Below are 23,130 nucleotides of genomic sequence, written 5' to 3'. Positions count from 1 at the left end.
ACAGAAGGAGACGCCAGCCGCCGAGCCCGGCGTGGCAGCCCATACCATCGCAAAAAACAGGAGAACGTCATGCAGAACAAACAGGTCGTCAAGAAACTGCTCGCAGTGAGCGCCGTCGCAGCGATGTTCAGCGCCTTCGGGGTGCAGGCCCAGACCAGCGGCCAGAGCGCGAAGTCGCACACCGCCGATTCCATGCACTCGACCTCGGGCGCCTCGGGCGCAGCCGGCGCCACCGGTTCCGGCACGGCCAAGCTGAGCGCCGCCGACAAGAAGGCGATGATGGACATGGCGGTTGCCAACATGGCCGAAGTCGACACCGGCAAGCTGGCGCTGAGCAAGAGCCAGAACGCCGAGGTTAAAACCTTCGCCCAGCAGATGGTCGACGACCACGGCAAGGCGCTCTCCGAGCTGCAGACCCTGGCCCAGACCAAGGGCGTCACCCTGCCGACCGAACTCGACGCCAAGCACAAGGCGATGGCATCCAAGCTGGAAAAGCTCAGCGGCGACGCCTTCGACAAGGCCTACATGAAGCAGGCCGGCCTGCAGGACCACAAGGCCACCCATGCCAAGCTGCAGAAGATCAGCAAGAACGCCAAGGATGCCGACGTGAAGGCCGCGGCCGACAAGACCCTGCCGACGGTCGAGCAGCACCTGAAGGCGGCCCAGCAGATGTCGACGGCCAAAGCGGGCACCACCTCAGGAAAATAAGCAGGTCGATCGTCGGTCAAGGGCGACCTGCCCCCGGACCTGCCTGCGGGCAGGCCGCTCACCACGCAGTATGCCGGCGGCCCGTTCAGGGACCGTCGGCCTGCACGCACCAAGGAGAATCCCATGCAGAAAACACTGCGTATCCACCGCCTGCTTGCGCTGTCGCTTGCCGGCGCGATGTTCGCCGCAGGCGCCGCCCAGGCCCAGACCGGCGCCCAGGGCAGCGCCCCCACCGCCGCGGCAAAGACCAGCACCGCCGGCACGGCAACGGCCGGCGCCCAGCCAGCCAAACTGGACCGTTCAGACCGCAATGCCCTGATCGAGATGGCGCAGTCCAACATGGCCGAGATTGCCAGCGGCAAGCTGGCCCTGACCAAGGCCGCCAACCCGGAAATCAAGGCCTACGCGCAGCGCATGGTCGACGAGCACGGCAAGACGCTGGCCGAGGTGCAGGCACTGGCCCAGGCCAAGGGCGTCGAGCTGCCGAAGGAGCTGAGCGTCAAGTTCAAGGCCAAGGGCGCGATGCTCGAAGCCCTCAGCGGCGACATCTTCGACCGCACCTACATGAAGCAGTCCGGCCGGCGCGACCACCGCGTCACGCACGAGCAGCTGAAGGACAACCTGGACAAGATCAAGGACCCGGACATCAAGGCCCTGGCCCTGAAGATGCGGCCGGTGGTCGAGCAGCACCTGCTGGCGGCGGACGAGCTGATCGCCAAGACGGCGCGCGGCGCCACCGGCACCGCCGGCACGCCGGGCAACGACACCAGCACCGCGACCGGCAAGGAACCGATCCCGAACAAGAAGTAAGCGCCAGCTCAGGGCGCCGGCGGGGCGCCCTTCCACTTGCCCTCGATGCGCTCGACGGCGATCTCGATGCCGACGATCGCCCTGAGCATGCCCTCGATATAGGCCGGCGGCGCATCCGCCACCGCCCAGGGATGCGCCTGGCCCGCTTCATGGTGCCCGGTCTGGCGGTGCAGACAATCCAGCAGCCAGGCCGGGTCTTCCACGGCGCGCAGCCGCCCGTGCACGTGCACCACCTGGTAATCCCAGGTCGGCACCACGCGGCCGCCGGTCGCCAGCTTTTCCTGGCGGCCTGGCGGCACATAGGCGGCCGCGCCGCGAAACACCACCAGCACCTGCTGGCCGGCGCGGCGCCAGAGCGGGTTCGCACGCGCCACGTGGGCCCGCAGCAGGTCCTGTCCATCCGGACCGCCCTCGACGAATTCAAATGGAATATGGTCGGCATCCGGCAGCGCGCCGTCGTGCGTGACCAGCATGCCCAGCGCATGCTGCCTGACCAGCGCCCGCATGGCCTGCGGATCCTGCTGGCGGTCGCGTGTCGGCAGGTACATCAGCGCAGCCCCAAGACCACGACGTCGGTCTTCGGCGAATGCGCAATGGTGCAGCGCCCTTGGGCGGCGCGGCGGGTGGCCAGCCCGGCTTCGAACTCCTTCATGCTTGCTCCATTCATGGTGATGCCACCATCTTAAGCAGGCACTTGGCTTGCTCAAAGTACCAATACGCGCGAAGATCGGCGTACCAATTTTTCAGGCTCGCATGACTCTCGACGAACTCATCGCCGCCGCGCCTCTCTCGCGCGCCACGGCCACCCCGCTGTTCCGCCAGCTGTATGCGCGGCTGAAGGACGCCATCCTGCGCGGCCGGCTGGCGCCCGGCGCACGCCTGCCGGCCACGCGCGAACTGGCCCGCCAGCTGCAGGTGTCGCGCCAGACCGTGATCGCCGCCTACGAGCAGCTGACGGCCGAGGGCTACCTGCGCGGCGGCGTCGGGCGGGGCACCTTCGTCGACGCGGCCCTGCCGGTGGCGCGCCAGGCGCCGCCCGCGCCGGCGGCGCTTCCCGGCCTGCTGCGCCCGCTGCCGGAGCGGGGCGCGGCGATGGCGGCCGGCATGGCGCGGGTGCGCTACCACAGCGGCCCGGTGCGCGCCTTCCGTCCCAGCATGCCGGGACTGGACCTGTTTCCCTTCGAGGTCTGGCGCAAGCTCGAGATGCGCGCGCTGCGCCGCCCCGGTCCGCACCTCGGCTACAGCGCGCCGAGCGGCGACTTGCGCTTGCGCGAACTGCTGTGCGCCTACCTGCGCGCGGCGCGCGGCGTGGACTGCACGCAGGAACAGGTCGTGATCACCTCCGGTTCGCAACAGGCCCTGTACCTGCTGGCCCACCTGCTGCTGGCGCCGGGCGATGCGGTCTGGCTCGAATCGCCGGGCTACCAGGGCGCCTGCGCGCCGATGGCGGTGGCCGGCGCGCGCATCTGCACGGTGCCGGTCGATGCCGAGGGCATGGACGTGGCCTGGGCCGCCGCGCATCACCCCGATGCGCGCATGGTGTTCGCCACGCCCTCGCACCAGCTGCCGCTCGGCGCGACCATGAGCCTGGCGCGCCGCCTGGCGCTGCTGCGCTGGGCCACGGCGCACCGGGCCTGGATCATCGAGGACGACTACGACAGCGAATACCGCTACACCGGGCCGCCGCTGGCCTCGCTGCAAAGCCTGGACCGCGCCGGCTGCGTGATCTACACCGGGACCTTGTCGAAGGTGCTGTTCCCGGGCCTGCGGCTCGGCTACGTAGTGGCGCCGCCGGCGCTGGCCGAGCCGCTCGCCCATGCCAAGGCGGTGGTCGACCGCCACAGCGCCATCCTGCCGCAGATGGTGCTGGCCGACTTCATCGCCGAGGGCCACTTCGCGCGCCACATCCGGCGCACCCGCGAAGCCTATGCCGAGCGCCGCCAGGTCCTGCTCGATGCGCTCGGCACGCGCCTGGACGAGCGCCTGCGTTGCGGACCCACGGATGCGGGGCTCGACCTGTGCGTGCATTTCCGTCCCGGCCGCGATGGCCGCTTTCCGGACGAGGCGCGGGTGGCCGAGGCCGCGCTCGACGCCGGCATCGAACTGCGGCCGCTCGCCTACTATGCCAATCCGCAGGCCGGCCCCGCATGCGCGGTCGATCCCGGGCTGGTGCTCGGCTTCTCGGCGGTGGGGGCTGCCGACATCCGGCGCGGCGTGGAGCGGCTGGCCGCGGTGATCGAGCGGACCACCTGATTTATACTTCCGCGATGAACCAGACCCGCTGCTCCTGGGCCAACATGGCCAACCCGCGCTACATCGCCTACCACGACCACGAGTGGGGCGTGCCCTGCCACGACGAGACCACGCTGTTCGAGATGCTCAACCTCGAAGGCGCGCAGGCCGGGCTGTCGTGGGAGACCATCCTGAACAAGCGCGACAACTACCGCGCTGCGTTCGACGGCTGGGATGCGGAAAAGATCGCACGCTACGACGCGGTCAAGGTGGCCGAGCTGCTGGCCAACCCCGGCATCGTGCGCAACCGCCTGAAGGTGGCGGCCGCCATCAGCAACGCCAAGGCCTACCTGGCGCTGCGCGAGCAGGGCCTGAGCCTGGACGCCTACCTGTGGGGCTGGGTCGACGGCCAGCCGCTCGTCAACGACTGGCCGGACGGCGTGCGTCCCGCGAAAACCGCGCTGTCGGACCGCATCTCGAAAGACCTGGCCAAACGCGGCTTCAAGTTCGTCGGCTCGACCATCGTCTATGCCTACCTGCAGGGCGTCGGCGTCGTGAACGACCACGACAAGGCCTGCTTCTGCTACGCGGGACGCTGACGTGGACCTGCACGCACACTGGGGCGGCCGCGCGCGCTACACGGTCTTCCACACCGACTACGGCGACGGCGCCTGGGCGCGTGCGCTGCAGGATGCCTGGCTTGCCGACCCGGCGCGGCCGGCGCGGCTGCACATCGTGGCCCTCGCCACCGGACTGCTGCCGGGGTTTCACCGGATTCCGCAGAGCGATGCGCGCCTGACGCTGACCCTGCTCGCAGCGCCGCTCGACACGGCCCTGGCCCAGCTGGGCGCACAGCCCGACTACGTCTACCTGCATGGCGTCGCCGGCGCCGCTTTCGCGCGGCCGCTGGCGCGCATCGTCGCGGCCGGCGCACGCCTGCATGGCGCGGGCCTGGACGGCGAACAGCGGGCGGCACTGCAGGCGCAAGGTTTCGTGTTCGAAGGCGACGATGGCGACAATAGCGGACATGCCGTTTTCGCCAGCCGCAAGCCACGCCTGACGGTGCCCCCGGTACTTGCCCCGGCGCACAGGCGCGCCCTGGTCGTCGGCGCAGGCCTGGCCGGCGCCGCCGCCTGCGCCAGCCTGTGCGCGCGCGGCTGGCAGGTGACCCTGGTCGAGCGCCATCCGGCGCCCGCCATGGAAGCATCGGGCAACCTGGCCGGCATCTTCATGCCGCTGCTCTCGCGCGACGACAACATCCCGACCCGGCTCACGCGCGCGGCCTACCTGTACGCGCTACGGGCCTGGCGCCAGCTGGGCGGCATCGGCGCCGCCATCGAAGGCCAGGCCTGCGGCGTCCTGCAGCTGGCGCGCGACCCCGCGCACGCCGAGGTCTCGCGCGGCATCGCGCGCGAACACGGCTATCCGCCGGATTTCGCACGCTGGCTGGAACGCCCAGAAGCCGAGGCGCTGCTCGGGTTGCCGGCCCCGGATGGCGGCTGGCTGTTCCCGCAGGGCGGCTGGGCGCGCCCGGGCAGCGTGTGCGAGGCGATGCTGGCCTCTTGTGGGGAGCGGCTGGTGCGCCGTTTCGGCGCCGGCACCATCAGCCTGGAGCGCGACGGTGCGGACGATGGTGCGGGTGAAGCTGCGGGTGAGGACGCGGCCTGGCTGGCGCGCGGCGAAGACGGCGCCGTGCTGGCCCGGGCGCCGACCGTGGTGCTGGCCAACGGCGCTGGCGCGCGCAGCCTGGCGCAATCGCGCGCGTTGCCGCTGGCGGCGCTGCGCGGCCAGGTGAGCCACCTGGCCAGCCACAGCGTGCCGGCCTTGCCGCTGGTGCTGTGCCGCGAAGCCTACCTGGCCCAGGCCGCCGGCGGCATCACCTGCGCCGGCGCCACTTATGACCTCGACGACGATCCGCAGCTGCGCATGTCCAGCCACGAAGAGAACATCGCGCGCATGCGCGGCCTCGTGTCCGACCCTGCCGCCGCCGAAGGCGCGCCGCTGGCCGGGCGCGTGGGCTTCCGCTGCGTGGCCCCGGACCGGCTGCCGCTGGTGGGCCGCCTGCCGGACTTCGCCGCCGCCAGCACAACCGAACGCCTGCGCGACGTGCCGCGTCATCCCGGCCTGTACGGGCTGCTCGGCTATGCTTCGCGCGGCCTGATTTGGGCGCCGCTGGCGGCCGAGCTGCTGGCCGCCCAGCTGGAAGGCGAGCCGCTGCCGCTGGAGACCGCGCTGGTCGATGCGCTCGACCCGGCGCGCTTCGTGCTGCGGGCCCGGCGCGCCCCGCGCGGGCCGCAGGACGTCGCCTGAGGCGCTTGCCATCGGTGTTGTGATCGCGCAAAAAGTGTCATTCCGCCAGAAATTGTCAAATCGCCGGCGGTATAATTGACGCAAGGTAACTTTTTGCGGCCGGATGCCCGGCCAGCCCCATGGAAGACCCACATTCGCCACTGTCCATGTTCCTCGCGTCGACCGCGCACGACATGAAGAATTCGATCAGCGTCCTGTCCGGCACGCTCGAGCGCCTGCTCGACGACGCCGCTACGCAGAACGTGCAGACCGAGGAGGCGTATCCACAGATGGCGCAGATGCTGTACCAGACCCGCCGCCTGAACGACAACCTGATGCAGCTGCTGGCCCTGTACAAGCAGGTGGGCACGCCTGAATACCCGTTCGACGTGCAGCCGCTCGAGGTCGGCCAGCTGGTCGAGCAGGTGGTGGCGCTCGGCCGCGTGCTGCTGGAGTCGCGCGGCATCCGGCTCGAGCTCGACGTCGATGCCGAGCTGGTGTGGCACTTCGACGAAGACCTGATCGTGGGCGTGGTCTCGCATGCCGTCAACAATGCCGCGCATTACACGCGCGACCGCATCCTGCTGGTCGCGCGCGAGCGCGAGGGCTGGCTCGAGATCCGCGTCGAGGACAACGGCGCCGGCTTCCCGGCGGCCCTGCTGGCGGCGGGTGGAGCGGCGATGAGCGGCACAGCCGCCGGCGTCAACTTCCTGACCAACAGCGCCGGCCTGGGCCTGCATTTTTCGCGCGAGGTCGCGCGCATGCACCGTCATCGCGAGCACAGCGGCGCGGTGCGCCTCGAGAACGGCGGCCGTCTGGGCGGCGGCTGCTTCGTGCTCGAGTTGCCGTAGGCCGGCCGCCATGAACGCCATCGTCAACGCCGCCGCCGGCACCCTGGGCGCTTCGGTCTCGGACCAGGTCGACTGGGCGTCCAAGACCTATCTCGTGGTGGACGACTTCATCGGCGTGCGCCAGCTGCTGCGCGAATCCCTGCGCAGCCTGGGCGCGCGCACCATCGACCAGGCCTCCAGCGGCGGCGAGGCCATGGGCCTGCTGAACAAGACCCGTTACGACGTGGTGCTGTGCGACTTCAACCTGGGCGAGGGCAAGAACGGCCAGCAGGTGCTGGAAGAGGCGCGCATGCGCAACCTGCTGCTGCCTTCCAGCGTGTTCCTGATGGTGTCGGCCGAAAAGAGCGTCGAATCGGTAATGGGCGCGGCCGAGCACCAGCCGGATGCCTACCTGGTCAAGCCGATCACCGAAGGCGTGCTGCTCACGCGCCTGAACCGGGTGTGGCGCAAGAAGCAGGTGTTCGGCCTGATCGACCAGGCCTATGCCGAAAAGGACTACCTGCGCGCCGCGCGCCTGTGCGACGAGCAGATCGCGGTCAACAAGGCGCATGAGATCGACCTGCTGCGCATGAAGGCGCGCCTGATGGAGAAGAGCGGCGAGCCGGCCAAGGCGCGCGAGACCTACGAGCGGGTGCTGGCGCAGCGCGAGTACCAGTGGGCGCGTTCGGGCCTGGCCAAGATCCGCATGGCCGACGGCGAATTCGAGCAGGCGCGCCAGATGTTCCAGACCGTGATCGCCGAAAACCGCTACTACATCGATGCCTACGACCAGCTGGCGCAGGCCTGGCAGCACATGGGCAAGCACGAAGAAGCGCTGAACGTCCTGGAGCGCGCCGCCAAGCTGTCGCCCAACTCGGTGCCGCGCCAGCGCAACCTCGGCCAGGCCTGCCTGAAGCTGGGCAACGTCGGCATGGCGGAGAAGGCCTTCCGCAAGTGCATCGCGATCGGCGAATATTCGATCCGCAAGACGCCCGACGCCTACCTGGGCCTGGCGCGCGTGTGCGGCCTGAAGAACGACCCGAAGGAAGCGCTGCAGCTCTTGATCGCGGCCCAGCGCGAGTTCGGCGCGGACCATCCCGACATGGAGCTGCGCACCAAGATCACCGAGGGCCTGGTGTACCACGAGAGCGGCGACTACCGCCGCGCGCGCAAGGCCGGCGACGAGCTGGAAGCGCTGCTGCAGGCCACGCCGGAGCGTCCCGACGTGCCCACCTGCCTCGAGATGGCGACCCTGCTGTTCGCGGTGGGTGTGAAGGAAGCGCCGGTCGACCTGCTGTGCTACGTGATCCGCAACAACCACGACAACACGCTGCTGCAGGACGAAGTGCAGCAGATCTTCGAGAAGGCGCGCATGGGCGAGGAAGGCGAAAAGCTGATCCGCGGCGCGCGCAAGGAAGCGATCGACCTGATGAACCAGGGTGTGCTGCTGTGGAAGACCGGCAAGCTGGCCGAGGCGGTGGAGTGGATGCGCAACGCGCGCACGGCGCTGCCGCATAACGTGCGCATCCTGTTCAATTCGGCGCAGATCCTGATCTCGCACATGCAGCAGCGCGGCTACAGTGCGGAGCTGCATGAGGAGGCGCACAAGGTGCTGACCCATGTGGACCACCTGCAGCCGGGGCAGCAGCGCTTCGCGCAGCTGATGGAGCAGTTGCTGGGGCTGGCGCCCAAGGCCGAAGAGCCTGCACAAGGAGCGCCGGCCGGCGAGGTGGCCGCCGCCTGATCCGCCCTCAGCGCCAGTTGCTCCGCACATCCTCGCAGCGCCGGCCTTGCGAAGCAGACCCGTGCCGCCGCGCCAGCTCTGCGCACAGCATGTCGACGTCGATGCCGCCATCGCGTGTGCGCGCCGCCTCGCTCGCCCCTTTCAAGGCGCAGTCCCCGATGTACTTGCCCAGCGCCCGGTAGCTCTCGAACTGGGTCTCGTCGAACCACTGGTCCACCGAGCTTTCGTGCGGATATGCCGGGTGCACCTTGCGGTAGTTGAGCAGGTCGGCGTTTTCCTTGCCGACGATGGCCGGCTTCAGGTACAGCAGGGTGCCGTCCACGCCGCCCCGGTCGACCTGGCTGTAGCGCAACGTGCCGACCGCGCAGCTGGCGCCGCACAGGCCTTCGCTGCCGAGTTGCGCCAGCTTCGAGACGTCGAGGTCGATGCGTACGTGCAGGTCGGTGGCCACCTTGCGGATCGCGTTGCCGAGGTCCTCGAAAGCCAGCCGGCCGTCGCTGGCCACGTCCACCGCGACGATCAGGCGGCAGCGCCGCCGTACCAGCTCGTAGATGCCGAGGTTGTCGAAGTGCCCGCCGTCGGACAGGTAGACGTAGGTGGCGTCGGCATTGGTCAGGCCGAACAGCTCGGCCAGCAGGCTGAACAGCCCGAGCCGCGGCGAGGATTGCCGCCAGGCCGCCTTGCGCGGGTTGGGACACCAGCGGCCCAGGCGCACGTTGAACATCGTCATCAGGAAGTTCAGCGGCGGCGAGGAATGCGCGCCCATGTTCGGGCTGGCTGCCGCGCCCGAGACCGCGACCGCCATCCCGAGGCGCACGCCGGCGTCATCGTCGGCGCCGGCGCCGGAACGCGAACCGTAGGCCTCGGTGGGCCGGTAGCAGCCGCGCGCGGCCTCGCTCGGGTGGGCGGCGCTGCCCAGCGAGCCGGCCGGCAGCTCGAAGCCGCAGTAGCGCGGCGTGAACGTGAACGACGCCGCCTTGCGGGTGCGCCAGGCCAGTTCCTCGCCGCCGACCAGGTTGAGCGAGGTGTTGATGATGTGGCAGGGACGCTGCTGTTTCAGGTCCGCCAGCAGCGGGTCGTCGCCCGGGTCGAAGCCGGTGAAGGGATGCGGCTTGCGCGCGCGGCTGCTGGCGCCGAAGTAGGCGCGCACCAGGCGGTTCCGGTACAGCATGTAGAGCGAGAACTTGTTGATGTCGACGCGCCAGCCGAGCAGCAGTGCGGCGGCCAGGAAGATGGCCAAGGCGCCCGTCAGCCTGGCGCCGCTGGTCCCGAGGGTGGCGCCGGTATGGGCGGCGTACACGCAGGTGAAGCTCACCGGCGCAGGGCAGTCCACGCCCGGCGGCGCCACCGCCGCCTGCACCAGCGCGCTCAGGAGCGCGAACACGCCGGCGGTGAACACATAGGGTGCCAGTCGCGCAACGAGGTCGAGCCGCGAATCGGTGGCATGGATGCCGGCGCCGTTCATCCCCGTCCTGCTGCCGCTGCCGGCCTTCAGGCCGAACCAGGTCATGGCCAGCCAGCCGAGCGCGGTGCCGACGTGCGACCAGGGGTTCTGGGTCAGCCAGGCCCAGTGCAGCAGCGGCGCCAGGAAGAACGAGATGCCGAACATCGAGACCCAGGCCAGCGCGAAGATCCAGGCCCATGCGCCCTGGCGGCTCCACCATTCGCGGCTGGCGTCGCTGTACATGCGGCCGATCAGGCCGATCATCAGGGTCATGGTGCCGGCGAACAGCGCCATCATCAGCGGCATGCCGAAGGTGGTGAGGGCGATCGCGTTGTTCAGCACCGGATGCCTGGCCGGATCGGGCAGCGCCGACAGCCCGGCAAGCAGCAGCAGCGTACCGATGGCGAGCGCGCCGACGGCGCACAGCAGGTGCGAAAAGCCCTCCATCGCCTCGCTGCGGGTCAGGTCGGGCGAAGGCGGATGCGGCTGCAGCAGGCGCGGCACCACGACGAAGGCGGCGCCGGCCAGGACCAGGATCACGAACAGCCCCGCCAGGCCGATCAGCAGCCAGTCGCAGCCTGCCGGCGCCATGAAGCGCGCCATGGTCTCGGGCGCGAAGGCGCGCGCCGCCGCGCACAGCAGCGCCATCACGGCCACGCAGGCGGCGGCGCAGAAGCTGTAGCCGGCGCGCCGGTAGACGCTGGTGCGGTCGTGCGCCAGGTACCAGCCGCAGGCCCAGACGAGGAAGTAGGCAATGCCCGGCGCCAGCAGCCAGTGCAGGCGTCCCTGCAGGTGGGCCGGCAGCGCTTCCCATTCCCAGAATGGCATCTCGCCGCCATGCCGCCACAGCCCCACGCTGCCGAGGAAGCCCGCCAGCAGCAGCGGCAGGTTGATCCACCAGAGCACCGCCCCCTGCGACAGCGGGAAGCGGCGGCGGCCGCGCGAACCGGTGGGCTTGCTGGAGATGCTCAGCGCGATGCAGAACACCGCGAACAGGAACAGCAGCACGCCGAGCATCCAGGCCAGGTCGATATACGCGGCCCAGGCGCCGCCGGGATCGACGATGCGGTGCACGGCCCAGACGGCGGCGCGCGGCAGCAGGAGCAGGGCGCACAGCCAGGCCACCAGCATGGTCAGGTTCAGGCCCGTATTGCGCACATAGGTGCCGATCAGGGTCCAGGTGTCGGCGCTGAACATGCCGCCGCGCGGCGACAGGTAGTTGCTGTACTGGCGCAGGAAGCGGATCGCCGGCGCTTCGGCGGCGCCGCTGGGGGGCGCCAGCAGCGCTTCGACCTTGCGCACGTCGCCGCCCTGTTCGTGGATGCACTTGGACAGCCAGCCGCCGATGAAGCCGCCGCCGGACACGGTGGACAGGTAGTCGAGGTGGCGCAGCAGCCCATGGGCGGCCAGCGCCTGCAGTACGCCGAGCCCAAAGGTGGCGCTGCGCACGCCGCCGCCGGACAACGCCAGCCCGACCAGCCCGGCCTTGTGCGCGCGCGACGCCAGTTCGGCGCCGGGATCGGCGTCGGGATCGGGGTGGAGCAGGTCGAGTTCGTCGCGGAAGACGTCCTGGAAGGTCGCGCCGCTGACTTCGTCCAGGCGTTGCAGCGTCGCTTCGTCGAGCACGCCGCGGCCGGCGATGCCCTGGCGCCGGCGGAACTCGACGATGGCCTCGGCCAGTTCGCCCAGCGTGCACGCATGCGCCGGCGGGCGACAGGCAGCCGCCTCGAGTTTGCGGCGCAGGTCGGCGATTTGCGCCGGCGCCAGGCCGGCAGGGTCGAAAAAGGCCACGCGCACTCCTGCTGAACAAGATAGGACGGAAAACCGTCCCGCCAAACCAGTTCAGCACGCCAGACAGGCGGACGCTACCGATTGCATCAAGAGTGCGTGGTCCAGTAGTGGCCTGCGGAAACGAACATGGCGCCCTGCGGCGCCATGTCGATTGTGGCCGGATCCGGCTCAGCGCACGGTGACGCTGATGCTGCTGGAACTGGTGTTGCCGGCGGCATCGCGCGCGCTGACGCCGAGCGTGTGCAGGCCCTTGGCAAACTTCTTGGTATTCCAGTTGTACGACAGCGAGCCGCCCTTGCCCGACGCCGCCGGCTTGCCGTCGATCGACAGGCTGAGGCTGATGCCGGCCGCGCCCGCGTTGTCCGAGGCGCTGATGCTCACCGTGGTCGGGCCGCTGACGCTGCCGCCATTGACGGGGTTGTTGATGGCGACGGCCGGCGCCTCGGTGTCTTTCATCACCGGCGCGCTGGCGTTCGCCACGTTGACGACAACGCTGGCGGAACTGCCCGCATTGCCGGCGGCGTCATAGGCGACCGCCACCAGGCTGTTCATGCCGTTGGCCACGCCGGTGGAATCCCAGCTGAAGCCGAAGGGTGCGGCAGTCTCGACCGCCACCACGGTACCGTTGACCTTGAGCTCCACGCGGGCAACGCCGACATTGTCGCTGGCATTCACGCTGACCGGCACCAGGCCCGAGACCGAGCTGCTGCCCAGCGGTGCAGCGATGGCCACTTGCGGCGCGGTCGCATCGACCGGCGGCACGTAGCTGGCGGCGGCGCTGACGGCGGCGGCGGCATTCACGCGGCCGTAACCATAGATGGGATCGCGGCCCGCAGTGCCGAGGTCGACCGACGTCGAGAACAGCAGCGACTCGACCTGCGCGGCGTTCAGCTCGGGACGCAGCGCCATCACCAGCCCGGCGACGCCGGCGCCCACCGGGCTCGCGAACGAGGTGCCGTTCCAGGCCGAGTAGCCGAGTGCATTGTTGGTGGTCCAGATGCCGGAGCCCGGCGCCGACAGCGACACGAAGCTGCCCCAGCTCGAGAAGCTCGAGCGGTTGTCGCTGCTGTCGGTCGCCGACACGATGACGAAGGCATCGTCCGGCGCCACGTTTTCGTCGATGTTGTTGTTGCCTGCCGAGATGAACACCAGGCCGCCCTTGTCCTTCATGTAGCGTGCCGCACTCTTGACCGCGGCGCTGTCGGCGATGCCCACGAAGCTGACGTTGGCGATGCGCGCGCCGTTGTCGGCGGCGTAGGTGATGCCGTTGGCGATCGTGCTGGTATAGGCATAGCAGCCGGTGCTGTCCTTGAAGACGATACGCACCGGCATGATGCGGGCGCTGCCGGCGACACCTGCCACGCCCAGCGCATTGTTGGTGCTGGCGGCGGCCGTACCGGCAACGGCGGTGCCGTGGCCGCACAGGTCGCTGACATCGGTATTGTTGTCGTAGACGTTGTAGCCGGGAACGATGCGGTCTTTCAGGTCAGGATGCGCCACGTTCACGCCGGTATCCAGGACGGCAATGGTCACGCCGCCGCCCTGGCTGCGGTCCCAGGCGCTCGGTGCGCCGATCTTGGCGATGTGCCAGGCGCTGCCGATATACGGATCGTTGGCGTCCATCGCCACGCGTACTTTGCGGTCGAGCTCGGCGAACTTGAGTTCCGGACGGCGCGACAGCTTGGCCACCACATCCTGCTCCGACAGTCCCGGCGGCAGCTCCACTACATGCAGGCGGCTCTGGCCCAGCTTGCGCCGCTTGCCGCCCTGCGCCTTGACCAGCTTGTCGAGCACTGCGTCCGACAGGCCGGCGCGCGCTTCGATCAGCACGCGTCCGCGGGCGAATTCGGCAGGTGGCGCGGCGCTGGCCTGGGCGGCGCCGAGGAGGGCGACGATGCCGGCGGCGGCGGCCATGCCGGTTTTCTTGAGAGAGGAGATGGGAGCGATGTACATGTTGCGGATCCAGTTCACATTCATGGGATTGAAATGACAGGATCACTGCAGACGAGGTGCGTACGGACGCGTGGCGTCCGGCAGCACGAATGCTTGTCTGGCAGTCCTGCCGTCCTGGGGCACCTAGCCCGTTAGACCGTTGACTTTGCGTCCTCCGCTTTCGCGGAGTTTGCCCTTACAGAATTGGAACAAAGTATAGCCCTCGGGTTTTCGTCGGGCAATATTTTTGTAACCAGAAATTGAGGAAAATTAGCCACTCCCTCATCGGTAGAGGTGGACTGGAGAGGCGTCAAGGGGCGGCGTTGAGGCGTCAGCGGGATAGAGCGAGGTGTGGCGACAATGTCACAAAACCGTCCATTTTTTTACCAAGAATTTCATAAATATAACAAAGTTGACTATTTGCAACGATTGATTTGTCGGAAAAACTTACAGTAGTAAGGCGCGGATGCGCTTCGTTATGGGCTTTGGAGCAATTTTCCTCATTGGGAATACGTAACTTTGATAAAAATTGCTTTTCGATAATGAAAATTAACTAAATTACATTGGCATTGCTAAATTTCGTCGGGAATGCTGGCAGTTTCGATTTAACAATTAGGGGAAATTGCTTAAGTGATTGTTTTGCCTAGACATTCAACGCTGGCACAGTCATTGCTTAGAAGTGTTCGTGTTTCGAAACTTACCTGTCCACCCTAAGGAATGTCCAAATGAAAATTAAGAACCTTGTCCTCGGCCTCGCATCCGCCATCTGTTTCGCTGTCCCTGCTTTTGCAACGCCGTTTACCGTCAGCAACATCAGTTTCACGCATGAAGGTGGTTATGCCGTGAACGGCGCAAATAACGACGGTTTACTTGGTATGGAATTCCTGACCACAGGATTTACCGCCAAGGATTTCGACCTGACGACTGTCGGCCAGTTCTTTGAATTCAAATTCGGCACGGCCGAACTGACTGAAGCAAATGCCGGCATCGATGCCAACGAAACCGATCTCTTGAAAGTCTTCGCTAATTTCACGTTCGCCGCGCCGAACGCGTTTTCGCGCACGGTGACCGCCTCTGCAACGCCTGTTGTCGGCCCGATCAACGATGACGCCGTTGACCTGACGCTCGCCTGGACGCCGGAAATCGTCAACTTCGGTACCACTGGCAAGTTCCAGATCTCCCTGAATGACCTCGTGTTCAGCCAGCGCGGAATGCAGACCGCGACCGCACGGATCACCTTGCTGGCTACCGATACGGCTGTCGTGCCGCCGGGCGGTACTGTACCTGAGCCAGGTTCCCTGGCTCTCGGCGCCCTGGGCCTGGCTGCTGTCGGTATGGCTCGCCGCCGCAAGCGTTGAGCCTGCAGTTCGCTCATCTGAAACAGGCTGCTGCGGCAGCCTGTTTCGTTTGGGGAGGCATCAGCCTTTGTCGGCTTTCACGCGGGGATTGCGCCCGACCCGTCCCGAGCCGCCCTGACCGCCGGAGACGTCCAAGGGCGATCCGCCCCGGGCTTTCGGTTCAGCAGGCGTGGCCTTTGCCGCCCCAGCGGTGTTGGCCTCGGACGCGTCCGGTGTGGCGCCGGCTGCCGGCATCGCGCTGCTGACTGCTTGGCGGAATTGATCTTGCAGCAAATTCCACCAAGCGACTGCCGCGGGCATCGCGCTGTTGGCGGCAGAGGCATTCGCCAGGTCCGCAGGCGCGGCCTTGGCGCTGTCGGCCTGCGGCGCCGGCGGGGGAGGCGGCGTCGGCGTGGCCGCCGGCTGTGCGAAGAACTGCGCGAACGGTGCCGCCATGGCGGGATCGGATCCGGCGCGCTGCATGGCCTGCGCCATGCTGTCGCCCATGGCCTTGAGCGTGGCCAGCGTGCCGCGCTGCACTTCCAGGGCCTGGATGGTTCCGCGCAACATGCCGAGGTTCAGGTTCAGCCAGGATTCGACCGCCTTGAGGTCGGCGATCCGCTTGTCCAGGTCTTCGGTGGTCAGGCTGGAGCCGCTCATGCCGGGCATCCCGACGCCGGGGACGTTCATGCTGCCCCACAGGTTCTTCACGAATTCGAGTGTGTCGGTCATTCCGGCAGCGTTCGGCATGGGTGGCTTGAGCATCGGTATTCTCCGTTTGGTAGACAGCCTAGCGTAGCAGATAAATAACACCTGACAAAGCCCGTACGACAAGGGCGGGGGGAGCAGTGCGCATCCGCTGCGCTGCCCGCCTGCACCCGGGGCGCGCTCAGGCTACACTAGCGGCATGAGTTCCGCTTTCCTCCCCCAGCGGCGCCGCGCGCTGGTGCTGGGCACGCTGGTCGTGCTGCTGCACTGGTTGGCGCTGGGCTGGCTCACCGCAGGCACGCAGGGCCTTGCGCTGCCGGCGCGCGATGGCGAAGCGATGGTCAGCACGGCGCTGCTGCCCGCACTGCCGTCGGTTGCTCCCGCCGAGGAAGCGGTCCCGCCGCCCAAGCCGTCCATGCTGCAGCCGCCCTTGCCCGACTTTGCGCCTTTGCCCACCATCGCCATTGCCGAGGACGCGGTGGGCGAGCCGGTACCGCCCGGCCCGCCGGCGGAAGCGAGCAGGCCGCCGGTCGAGCCGGTTCCTTCGCCGCAAGTGGCCACCGCTGAACCTGTCACGCAAGCCATGCCGGCCGCGCCCGACCCAGGCCCGGCGCCCATCGTGCATACGATCCGCCGCTACAAGGTCGACGTGCCGCCGCCGGCCGAACTCAGCTATACCGTGGCGCGTACCGACGCCGACGGCACCCAATGGAGCGGGCAGGCCCTGCTGTCGTGGAAACGGAACGACCATGCCTACCAGATGCGTTTCGAGGCCGGCATCAAGATCGTGTTCGCGCGCGTGAACCTGGCGGTGCTCACCAGCGAGGGTTACCTCGGCAATACCGGCCTGGCGCCGGTGAAGATGACGGAAAAGCGCCGCGGCCGCGCCCTCACGGCGACCCATTTCGACTGGCCCGGCAACAAAGTGAGCTTCTCGGCTTCGCAGAACAACTATGCGCTGTTGCCCGGCGCCCAGGACAAGGCCACGGTGCCGCTGCAGTTGTCCGCCATCGCGCGCGGCGACCCCGCGCAGCTCTCCGGCGACATCGACATGTTCGTCGGCGAAGACCGCTGGGGCAGCGTGTACACCTTCAACGTCGTCGGACCCGAGGAGATCGACACCCCGATGGGCCGCCTGCAGACCGTGCGCGTGGCGCGCCCGCCCAAGCAGGGCTCGTACAAGTCGCGGCTGGACATCTGGCTCTCGCCGGCGCACGGTTGGCTGCCGGTGCAGATCCGCAGCAGCGAAGCCAACGGCGCCGTCACGACACAAACGGCGAATCACATCGCCATGACCCAACCAGGAATTTGATATGCAAGGATTCGCTCTACGTGCCACCGGCAGCCTGCTGCTCGCGCTGGCACTCGGTCCCGCCACCGCCCAGGAGGCGCCGCCCGCCATCAAGCGCCCCTTCGAGCTGCCGCCTTCGGCCGACCTGCACTACGCGCTGCAGGCGCGCCAGCGCGGCTTCAGCCTGAAGGGCGAGGCCATCGTCACCTGGCGTGCCGGCGACGGCAAATACAGCGTCAGCGCCGAATCGCGCGTGCCGGTGCTGGGCACCATCACCGCGGACCGCAGCAGCGGCACGGTCGACGCCTTCGGCCTGGCGCCGGGCGAGTTCACCGAGAAGCGCCTGCGCAAGGATCCGACCACGACCACCTTCGACCGCGAGGCCAGGGCGCTGCGCTTCAGCGAAAGCAAGCAGGTCTACCCGCTCCAGGGCGGCGAGCAGGACCGCGCCTCGATCACCTGGCAGCTGGCCGCCGTGGCGCGCGCCGCGGGCGGCAGATTCAAGCCGGGTTCCGAGTGGCCGTTCTTCGTGGCCGGGCGCAGCGACGCCGAAACCTGGGTGTTCAAGGTGCTCCGGCGCGAAAAAGTGCGCACCGGCCTGGGCGACGTCGACGCCATCGTGGTGGCGCGCCAGCCGCTGGCGGACAAGAAGGACCAGGTGCTGGAGATCTGGCTCGCGCCCCAGCAGGAGTGGTTTCCGGTCAAGCTGCGCTATGCCGACGGCGACAAGGAACAGGTCGAGCAGACCCTGGAAAGCGTGACGAAGCGCTGAGGATCGCGCCACATTTTGGCAATATTGTCTTGTTTTTAAGGCAAGGGATGGGTGTGTCTTTCCTGCAATGAGCCGCGCCCGGGACTGCTAGTTGCCGATCCTAAACTGTTATACTGGCGCCCCCGCGGACCGGTTGTGCCTGTTCGCGCCAGAGAACGGTATCCAAATGATCGACCACCTTGGCGGCGCGGCGCTCGCCGCAGACTCCCTTTCGACTCCCCAGGAAGATGACCCGCTGCAGGCGCACTTCCAGCACGGCGTTGCGCCCGACGAGATCGAGCAGGTCTACCATCTGAAGCGCGCCCAGCCCATGCTGTCCGCCTTCACGGCGCTGTTCCACGGCACCCAGGACGGCGTGCTGGTGCGCTTGCTGGTCCTGCGCGAGCTGGCCAGCGACACTGGCGCATCGAGCTTCTCGCGCGCCGACATCAACAACAAGCTGGCTTACCTGGCCGCCGAAAGCCTGGAGACGGTCCTGAACCGCTTGCGCAGCCACGGCCTGCTGGCCTGGGACGCTCCGGCCGCCGTCTACCGCATCACGCCGCTGGCGCGCAATGTGCTGTCCGCGCTCGACACCCTGATCACGCTGGGCAAGCCGGAAGAAGACGACGCCGAAATGGGCTTCCTGCTGTCGCAGGTGGCCGGCGCCCAGGCCGTGGGCGGTGTCACCGTGGAGCAGCTGCGCCACCTGCTGGGCCGCCTGGTGGAGCTCACCGAGGAGTTCCGCGACGCCATCGCTTCCGGTTCCGAATTCCGCCTGCGCACTTCGCAGGCGAAGTGGCACATGGCCTGCGACTGGGTCGAGAAGGGCTCCGTGATCCTGCGCGCCATCACCCAGGATCCGGCGGCCGATTCGGCGACCCACAAGGCGGCGCAGGCCATCGGCCGCGCCCAGAGCGCGCTGCTGAACATGCAGGGCATGTTCTCGCGCGCGCTGAACCAGATCGAGCGCCAGCGTGTGCACCTTGGCCAGTCCGGCCTGTCGACCACCGACGTCAAGCGCTGGCTGCTGGCCCACGACGACCTGGCCAGCCTGGCCGAGGATGCGATCGACCGCCCGGTGGTGCCGCTGTTCGGCACCCCGGCCGAGATGATCGACGTGGCCGAGACCGAGCTGCTGCTCGAACGCGTGACCTCGACCGGGCCCAAGGGCCTGCCCTCGGGCCAGGATGCGCCGTTGACGGTCAACGACAACCCGGCCATGCAGGCGGAACTGAACGACTGGATCAACAAGCTGGCCGACTTCGCCAACCTGGGCAACTTCCCGGAATTCTCGGACATCGGCCCGAAGAAGGTGGCGCTGCACGAATCGCTGCTGCCGGCCAGCTTCGCCGTCGCGTCCTACCGCGCCTCGCTGCTGCCGCTGCTGGGCGACGCGTCCGAGGCCAGCCTGCAGGGCGCGACTGCCGAGCTGGCGCGCCTGCCCGTGAAATTCGAACCGACCGACGAGATGATCCAGCTCGACGACCCGGAAGTGGCGGCGATGTCGATCGCCTCCCTCTCACTGAATCTTGAAAGCGGTACTCCAGATGAATGACGACGCACAAATCCTGATCGCGCGCCTGCTGACGCACCAGACCCTGCGCCGCGACGACAAGATGGTCAAGCGCGCGCTGTCCGACGAGCAGTTCCGCCAGGAGGTCGACAAGCGCCTGCTCGAATGCGGCCTGAAGCTGCTCGACAACGTCTATGCCGACCACGTGACCATCGCCCTGCACCGCAACGTCGAACCGAAGATCTTCGGCGCCAAGGACATCTGGCAGAACAACAACTTCGGCCTGACCCGCGACGGCGTGGCGCTGCTGGTGGTGCTGTGGGCGCAAATCATCCTCCCGAAGCGCGAGCGCCAGGAGACCCACGTCACGGTGGACGACGACCAGACCGACATGTTCGAGAAAGAGGCGTCGATCCCGCGCGCCGAAGACACCTCGATCGGCATTTCCTACACCGCGCTGCTGTCGGACTTCGGCGACAAGCTGGGCAAGAAGACCCGCATGGACATGAACCTGGGCGTGCTCTCGAAGCTCGGCTTCATCGAGCGCCGCGGCGACGTGATCCTGGAAGGCCCGCTGCTGGACCTGATGATGGACACCGACCTGCTGAAGGAACGCATCATCAACGGCGCGCTGGCCGAGGTGTTCAAGCGCGCGCCGCTGGCTGCGGCCCCGCGCCGCATCGTTACCGATAGCGACGCCGCCAACGATGCCGTCGTCGAAGTGGCTGCAGACGCCGCCGACGAAGAATCGACCCCACTGAGCCCGAACTGAGGTAGCCCATGTTCCACATCAAATCACTCGAACTGGTCCACTGGGATTACTGGCAGCGGATCAAGAACATCCCGCTGGACGCCAAGATCATCACGATCGCCGGCCAGAACGGTTCCGGCAAGACCACGCTGCTCGACGCGCTGCGCACCCTGTTCGGGCTGGACTGCTCGATGGGCCGCACCTACAAGCACTATGCGCGCCACTCGGGCCAGCAGAGCGCCTGGCTGCGCGCCGTGGTCGACAACAAGCCGGTCGGCAAGCAGCTGTCGAACCGCCCGTTCCGCCATTCCGGCTTCTTCGCGGACGACGAAGTGACCCTGTTCTGCCAGGTGCAGAAGAACGGCGGCGACTGGAAGCGCCAGTACCTGATGCGTCCGGGGAACGTCGAGATCGAGGAAGTCACCGACGCCACCGACTGGCTCGGCGTCGAGAACTACAAGAAGCGCCTGGCGTCGGCCGGCCTGTCGCCAGCAATGTCGAAAGTCCTGGCGTTGGAGCAGGGCGAGACGGATAAACTGTGCGAGTACGCGCCGCGCCAGCTGCTCGACCTGGTGTTCCAGGTCTTTGGCGACAAGGAAGTGCTGGACGCCTATGACGAAGCCAAGCGCCACCAGCGCGACACCGAGACCGAACTGAAGCGCTTCGAGGCGGAGCTGGAAACCTCGCGCATCAACCTCGAAGGCCTGCGCCTGCGCGTGGCCAACTATCACCAGTGGGAAGACCTGCACAAGGAAAAGCGCGGGCTGCAGGAAGACGTGCTGCCGGCGCTCGAATACCATGAGGCGCGCGAGAAGGCGGCCGCCATCAGCCGCAACCTCAAGGAAGCGCGCAAGCCGCTGTTGCAGGCGGATTCGATCCTGGCCGAGAAGCGCCAGCAGCTGGCTGCCCAGCAGCGCGCCCTGACCGAGGCGCAGAAGCAGGAAACCCAGCTGGAGCAGGAAGCCACCGAACTGGCCAGCCGGCTGACCCAGCTCAACCAGAAGCTCAAGCCGCTGGAAAGCCTGCTCGAGCAGAAGGAGCGCCTGCAGAAGCTGTCTCTCGATGCCGGCGCCGACCTGGCCGAAGTAGCCAACCAGCTCAACGAAAAAGAAGCCGAACTGGCCAAGCAGAAGGCGGCGCGCGACAACGTCGCGGCGAAGATCGCCGGCGAGCTGGCCACCATCTCGGCCCTGCAGGGCAAGAGCGCCATGCCGGAACCGGAGGCGCAGCGCCAGATGCGCCGCGCGCTGCGCGACGAGGGCATCGCCCACGCCATGCTGTCGGACATCGTCGAAGTGACCGATCCGAAGTGGCAGGGCGCGGTCGAGGGTGTGCTGGGCGGTTACGCGTCGGTGGTGCTGCTCGAGAAAGCCAAGGATGCGCCGGCGGCCTACCGCCTGGCCGAGAAGGAGCGCTACCGCCACTTCATCGTGCCCGATTGCGTCGAGGCGCCGGTGGTCAAGGACGACAGCCTGCTGTCGGTGGTGCGCTTCTCCGGCAAGGCGCCGGGCTGGCTGATCGACCAGCTCGAGCGCATCGAGCGCGTGGATTCGGTGGATGCCGGCTTCAAGTCGGATTGCGACGAATGGATCACGCCCGACGCCTACCACCGCGAACGCCGCGGCGGACGCTCGTTGTACGTCGAGCCTTCGCGCTACCGCTTCGGCTCGGCCGGCAAGACCCAGCGCCTGGAAGCGATCCAGAAGTCGCTCCCGGCCCTGGAAGCACAGGAAGATGCGCTGACGCTGGCGATCAGCAAGCTGGCCGCCGAAGTGGGCGCGCTGAAGGGCCGCATCGCCGGCGTCGACGCCGCCAAGGAACTGGCGGCGCGCCAGGCCGAGTTCGAGGAAGCGACCCGCGCGCTCCAGCCGCTCAAGGCCGAGCGCCTGGAAGTGGGCGCGCGCCTGGGCGAACTGTCGATGCTGACCAAGAACGCGACGGTGGCGCGCACCCGTGCCGACACCGTGTGGCAGAACGCGCGCATGGCGCTGTCCGAAGCCGAAGCCGGCATGCGCCTGAACAACCGCCGCACCATCGAGCAGCGCACCGAACATGCCAAGGCGCTGCTGGAACTGCGCAAGGGCTGGCGCCACGTGCCGACGAATTGGAAGAACGCAGACTGGCGCGGCGCCATCGTGGCCAAGCACCAGAACGCGCACCAGGTCAACCTGCGCCTGTCCTCACTCGAGCACGCCCTGGCGCGCGACGACTGGGAACAGGACGGCACCGTGATCGACCAGTACCAGCGCCTGAGCGACCAGCTGTCCGGGCGCCAATCCGAGACCGAGGAGCGCCGCTACCAGAACAACCGCGCGATCGAGGCCACGGCCAACGCGCGCGGGGCCTACATCGAGCGCCTGCGCTACACCATCAAGACCTACTCCAAGAACATCAAGGAGCTGGGCGAGCTGGCGGGCATCGACGTGCAGGCCGATCCGGTGCGCCTGGAGAACGACGACGTGCAGCTGGCCCAGGCCGGCCTGCACGTGCGCTTCAAGTTCGACGGCAAGGACCAGATCGGCATGAACGACGGCGAAGCCTCGGGCGGCCAGCAGGTGATGAAGTCCCTGGTGCTGCTCATCGGCCTGCTGAAATCCGAGGAAGGCTCGGGCGGCTTCGTGTTCATCGACGAACCGTTCGCGCACCTGGACATCCGCAACATCCAGCTGGTCGGCGAGTTCCTGAAGAACACCGATGCCCAGTACCTGATGACGACGCCGCTGACCCACAACACCGACGTGTACGACCCGTCCGAGCTGACGCTCATCACCAGCAAGAAGAAGAAGGACGTGCAGTGGGCGCAGCCGATCTTCGTGCTGCAGCGGAGAAAAGAAGAGGCCAAGGCCGCGTAAAACAAAAGGGAGCCGCCGGCTCTAATGCCGTTCAGTTAAGGTAGCTTCTTGACCTTTCGAATGGCATAGCGCTTCGGCGCTGCCTTGACGGCCCGGTCGCATTTGCGGCCGGGCCGTTCGTCTTTCAGGAGGCTGACCAGCCTT

The 23,130-nt window shown here is 67.8% G+C and carries 17 protein-coding genes and 1 riboswitch; of the genes, 13 read left to right on the top strand and 4 right to left on the bottom strand.

The window, feature by feature from the left end; all coding sequences use genetic code 11:
* Nucleotides 1–69: 69 nt before the first annotated feature.
* Nucleotides 70–708, top strand: a complete 639-nt coding sequence (locus tag AB3347_RS19430; RefSeq protein WP_369093364.1) for a DUF4142 domain-containing protein — start codon at nucleotides 70–72, stop codon at nucleotides 706–708.
* Nucleotides 709–831: 123 nt separating this feature from the next.
* Nucleotides 832–1,518 (top strand): DUF4142 domain-containing protein, encoded by a 687-nt coding sequence (locus tag AB3347_RS19425; protein WP_369093363.1) that lies wholly within the window; start codon nucleotides 832–834, stop codon nucleotides 1,516–1,518.
* Nucleotides 1,519–1,526: 8 nt separating this feature from the next.
* Here AB3347_RS19425 and AB3347_RS19420 read toward each other — a convergent pair whose 3' ends face one another.
* Nucleotides 1,527–2,066: an FMN-binding negative transcriptional regulator gene (locus tag AB3347_RS19420; RefSeq protein ID WP_369093362.1), complete on the bottom strand. Its 540-nt coding sequence runs from the start codon at nucleotides 2,064–2,066 to the stop codon at nucleotides 1,527–1,529.
* 205 nt (nucleotides 2,067–2,271) lie between these two features.
* Here AB3347_RS19420 and AB3347_RS19415 point away from each other — a divergent pair, with 205 nt between their 5' ends.
* The 5 genes from AB3347_RS19415 (at nucleotide 2,272) to AB3347_RS19395 (ending at nucleotide 8,613) form a co-directional block, all read left to right on the top strand.
* On the top strand, nucleotides 2,272–3,771 hold the full coding sequence (locus AB3347_RS19415) for a PLP-dependent aminotransferase family protein (RefSeq protein ID WP_369093361.1): 1,500 nt from the start codon (nucleotides 2,272–2,274) through the stop codon (nucleotides 3,769–3,771).
* 14 nt (nucleotides 3,772–3,785) lie between these two features.
* On the top strand, nucleotides 3,786–4,349 hold the full coding sequence (locus AB3347_RS19410) for a DNA-3-methyladenine glycosylase I (protein WP_369093360.1): 564 nt from the start codon (nucleotides 3,786–3,788) through the stop codon (nucleotides 4,347–4,349).
* Between the two features lies 1 nt (nucleotide 4,350).
* The gene (mnmC, locus tag AB3347_RS19405) at nucleotides 4,351–6,060 is read left to right on the top strand and encodes an FAD-dependent 5-carboxymethylaminomethyl-2-thiouridine(34) oxidoreductase MnmC (RefSeq protein ID WP_369093359.1); all 1,710 of its coding nucleotides are present in this window, start codon (nucleotides 4,351–4,353) and stop codon (nucleotides 6,058–6,060) included.
* Between the two features lie 119 nt (nucleotides 6,061–6,179).
* Entirely contained in the window at nucleotides 6,180–6,890 is a 711-nt protein-coding gene (locus AB3347_RS19400; RefSeq protein WP_369093358.1) for a sensor histidine kinase, read from the top strand.
* Nucleotides 6,891–6,900: 10 nt separating this feature from the next.
* On the top strand, nucleotides 6,901–8,613 hold the full coding sequence (locus AB3347_RS19395) for a tetratricopeptide repeat protein (protein ID WP_369093357.1): 1,713 nt from the start codon (nucleotides 6,901–6,903) through the stop codon (nucleotides 8,611–8,613).
* 7 nt (nucleotides 8,614–8,620) lie between these two features.
* Here the strand turns inward: AB3347_RS19395 and AB3347_RS19390 are convergent, their stop codons facing one another.
* Nucleotides 8,621–11,848 carry a patatin-like phospholipase family protein gene (locus AB3347_RS19390; protein ID WP_369093356.1) on the bottom strand — a complete coding sequence of 1,076 codons (3,228 nt, stop codon included), beginning with the start codon at nucleotides 11,846–11,848 and terminating at the stop codon, nucleotides 8,621–8,623.
* Nucleotides 11,849–12,016: 168 nt separating this feature from the next.
* On the bottom strand, nucleotides 12,017–13,801 hold the full coding sequence (locus AB3347_RS19385; protein WP_369093355.1) for a S8 family serine peptidase: 1,785 nt from the start codon (nucleotides 13,799–13,801) through the stop codon (nucleotides 12,017–12,019).
* A gap of 96 nt (nucleotides 13,802–13,897) precedes the next feature.
* Nucleotides 13,898–13,985, bottom strand: a riboswitch (cyclic di-GMP riboswitch).
* 520 nt (nucleotides 13,986–14,505) lie between these two features.
* On the opposite strand from AB3347_RS19385, the gene AB3347_RS19380 reads away from it, so the two are divergent.
* Nucleotides 14,506–15,138, top strand: a complete 633-nt coding sequence (locus AB3347_RS19380) for a PEP-CTERM sorting domain-containing protein (RefSeq protein ID WP_369093354.1) — start codon at nucleotides 14,506–14,508, stop codon at nucleotides 15,136–15,138.
* Between the two features lie 60 nt (nucleotides 15,139–15,198).
* On the opposite strand, the gene AB3347_RS19375 is transcribed toward AB3347_RS19380, so the two are convergent.
* Nucleotides 15,199–15,882, bottom strand: coding sequence for a PhaM family polyhydroxyalkanoate granule multifunctional regulatory protein (locus AB3347_RS19375; protein ID WP_369093353.1), 684 nt, complete (start codon nucleotides 15,880–15,882; stop codon nucleotides 15,199–15,201).
* A 142-nt stretch (nucleotides 15,883–16,024) separates the two neighbouring features.
* Between AB3347_RS19375 and AB3347_RS19370 the strand changes: the two genes are divergently transcribed.
* The 5 genes from AB3347_RS19370 to AB3347_RS19350 all read left to right on the top strand — a co-directional run bounded on the left by AB3347_RS19370 (nucleotide 16,025) and on the right by AB3347_RS19350 (nucleotide 22,986).
* Complete coding sequence (locus AB3347_RS19370) at nucleotides 16,025–17,137, top strand: DUF3108 domain-containing protein (protein ID WP_369093352.1); 1,113 nt, start codon at nucleotides 16,025–16,027, stop codon at nucleotides 17,135–17,137.
* A gap of 1 nt (nucleotide 17,138) precedes the next feature.
* The gene (locus AB3347_RS19365; protein ID WP_369093351.1) at nucleotides 17,139–17,888 is read left to right on the top strand and encodes a DUF3108 domain-containing protein; all 750 of its coding nucleotides are present in this window, start codon (nucleotides 17,139–17,141) and stop codon (nucleotides 17,886–17,888) included.
* Between the two features lie 166 nt (nucleotides 17,889–18,054).
* The gene (locus AB3347_RS19360; RefSeq protein WP_369093350.1) at nucleotides 18,055–19,425 is read left to right on the top strand and encodes a hypothetical protein; all 1,371 of its coding nucleotides are present in this window, start codon (nucleotides 18,055–18,057) and stop codon (nucleotides 19,423–19,425) included.
* On the top strand, nucleotides 19,418–20,155 hold the full coding sequence (locus AB3347_RS19355) for a hypothetical protein (protein WP_369093349.1): 738 nt from the start codon (nucleotides 19,418–19,420) through the stop codon (nucleotides 20,153–20,155). The genes AB3347_RS19360 and AB3347_RS19355 overlap by 8 nt, the downstream gene beginning before the upstream one ends.
* 8 nt (nucleotides 20,156–20,163) lie before the next feature.
* Nucleotides 20,164–22,986: an ATP-binding protein gene (locus AB3347_RS19350; RefSeq protein ID WP_369093348.1), complete on the top strand. Its 2,823-nt coding sequence runs from the start codon at nucleotides 20,164–20,166 to the stop codon at nucleotides 22,984–22,986.
* Nucleotides 22,987–23,130 lie beyond the last annotated feature (144 nt).

Origin of the sequence: Massilia sp. X63 (assembly GCF_041023745.1) — a bacterium.
GTDB lineage: Bacteria > Pseudomonadota > Gammaproteobacteria > Burkholderiales > Burkholderiaceae_D > Telluria.
This window is presented reverse-complemented; position numbering and strand designations above follow the sequence as displayed.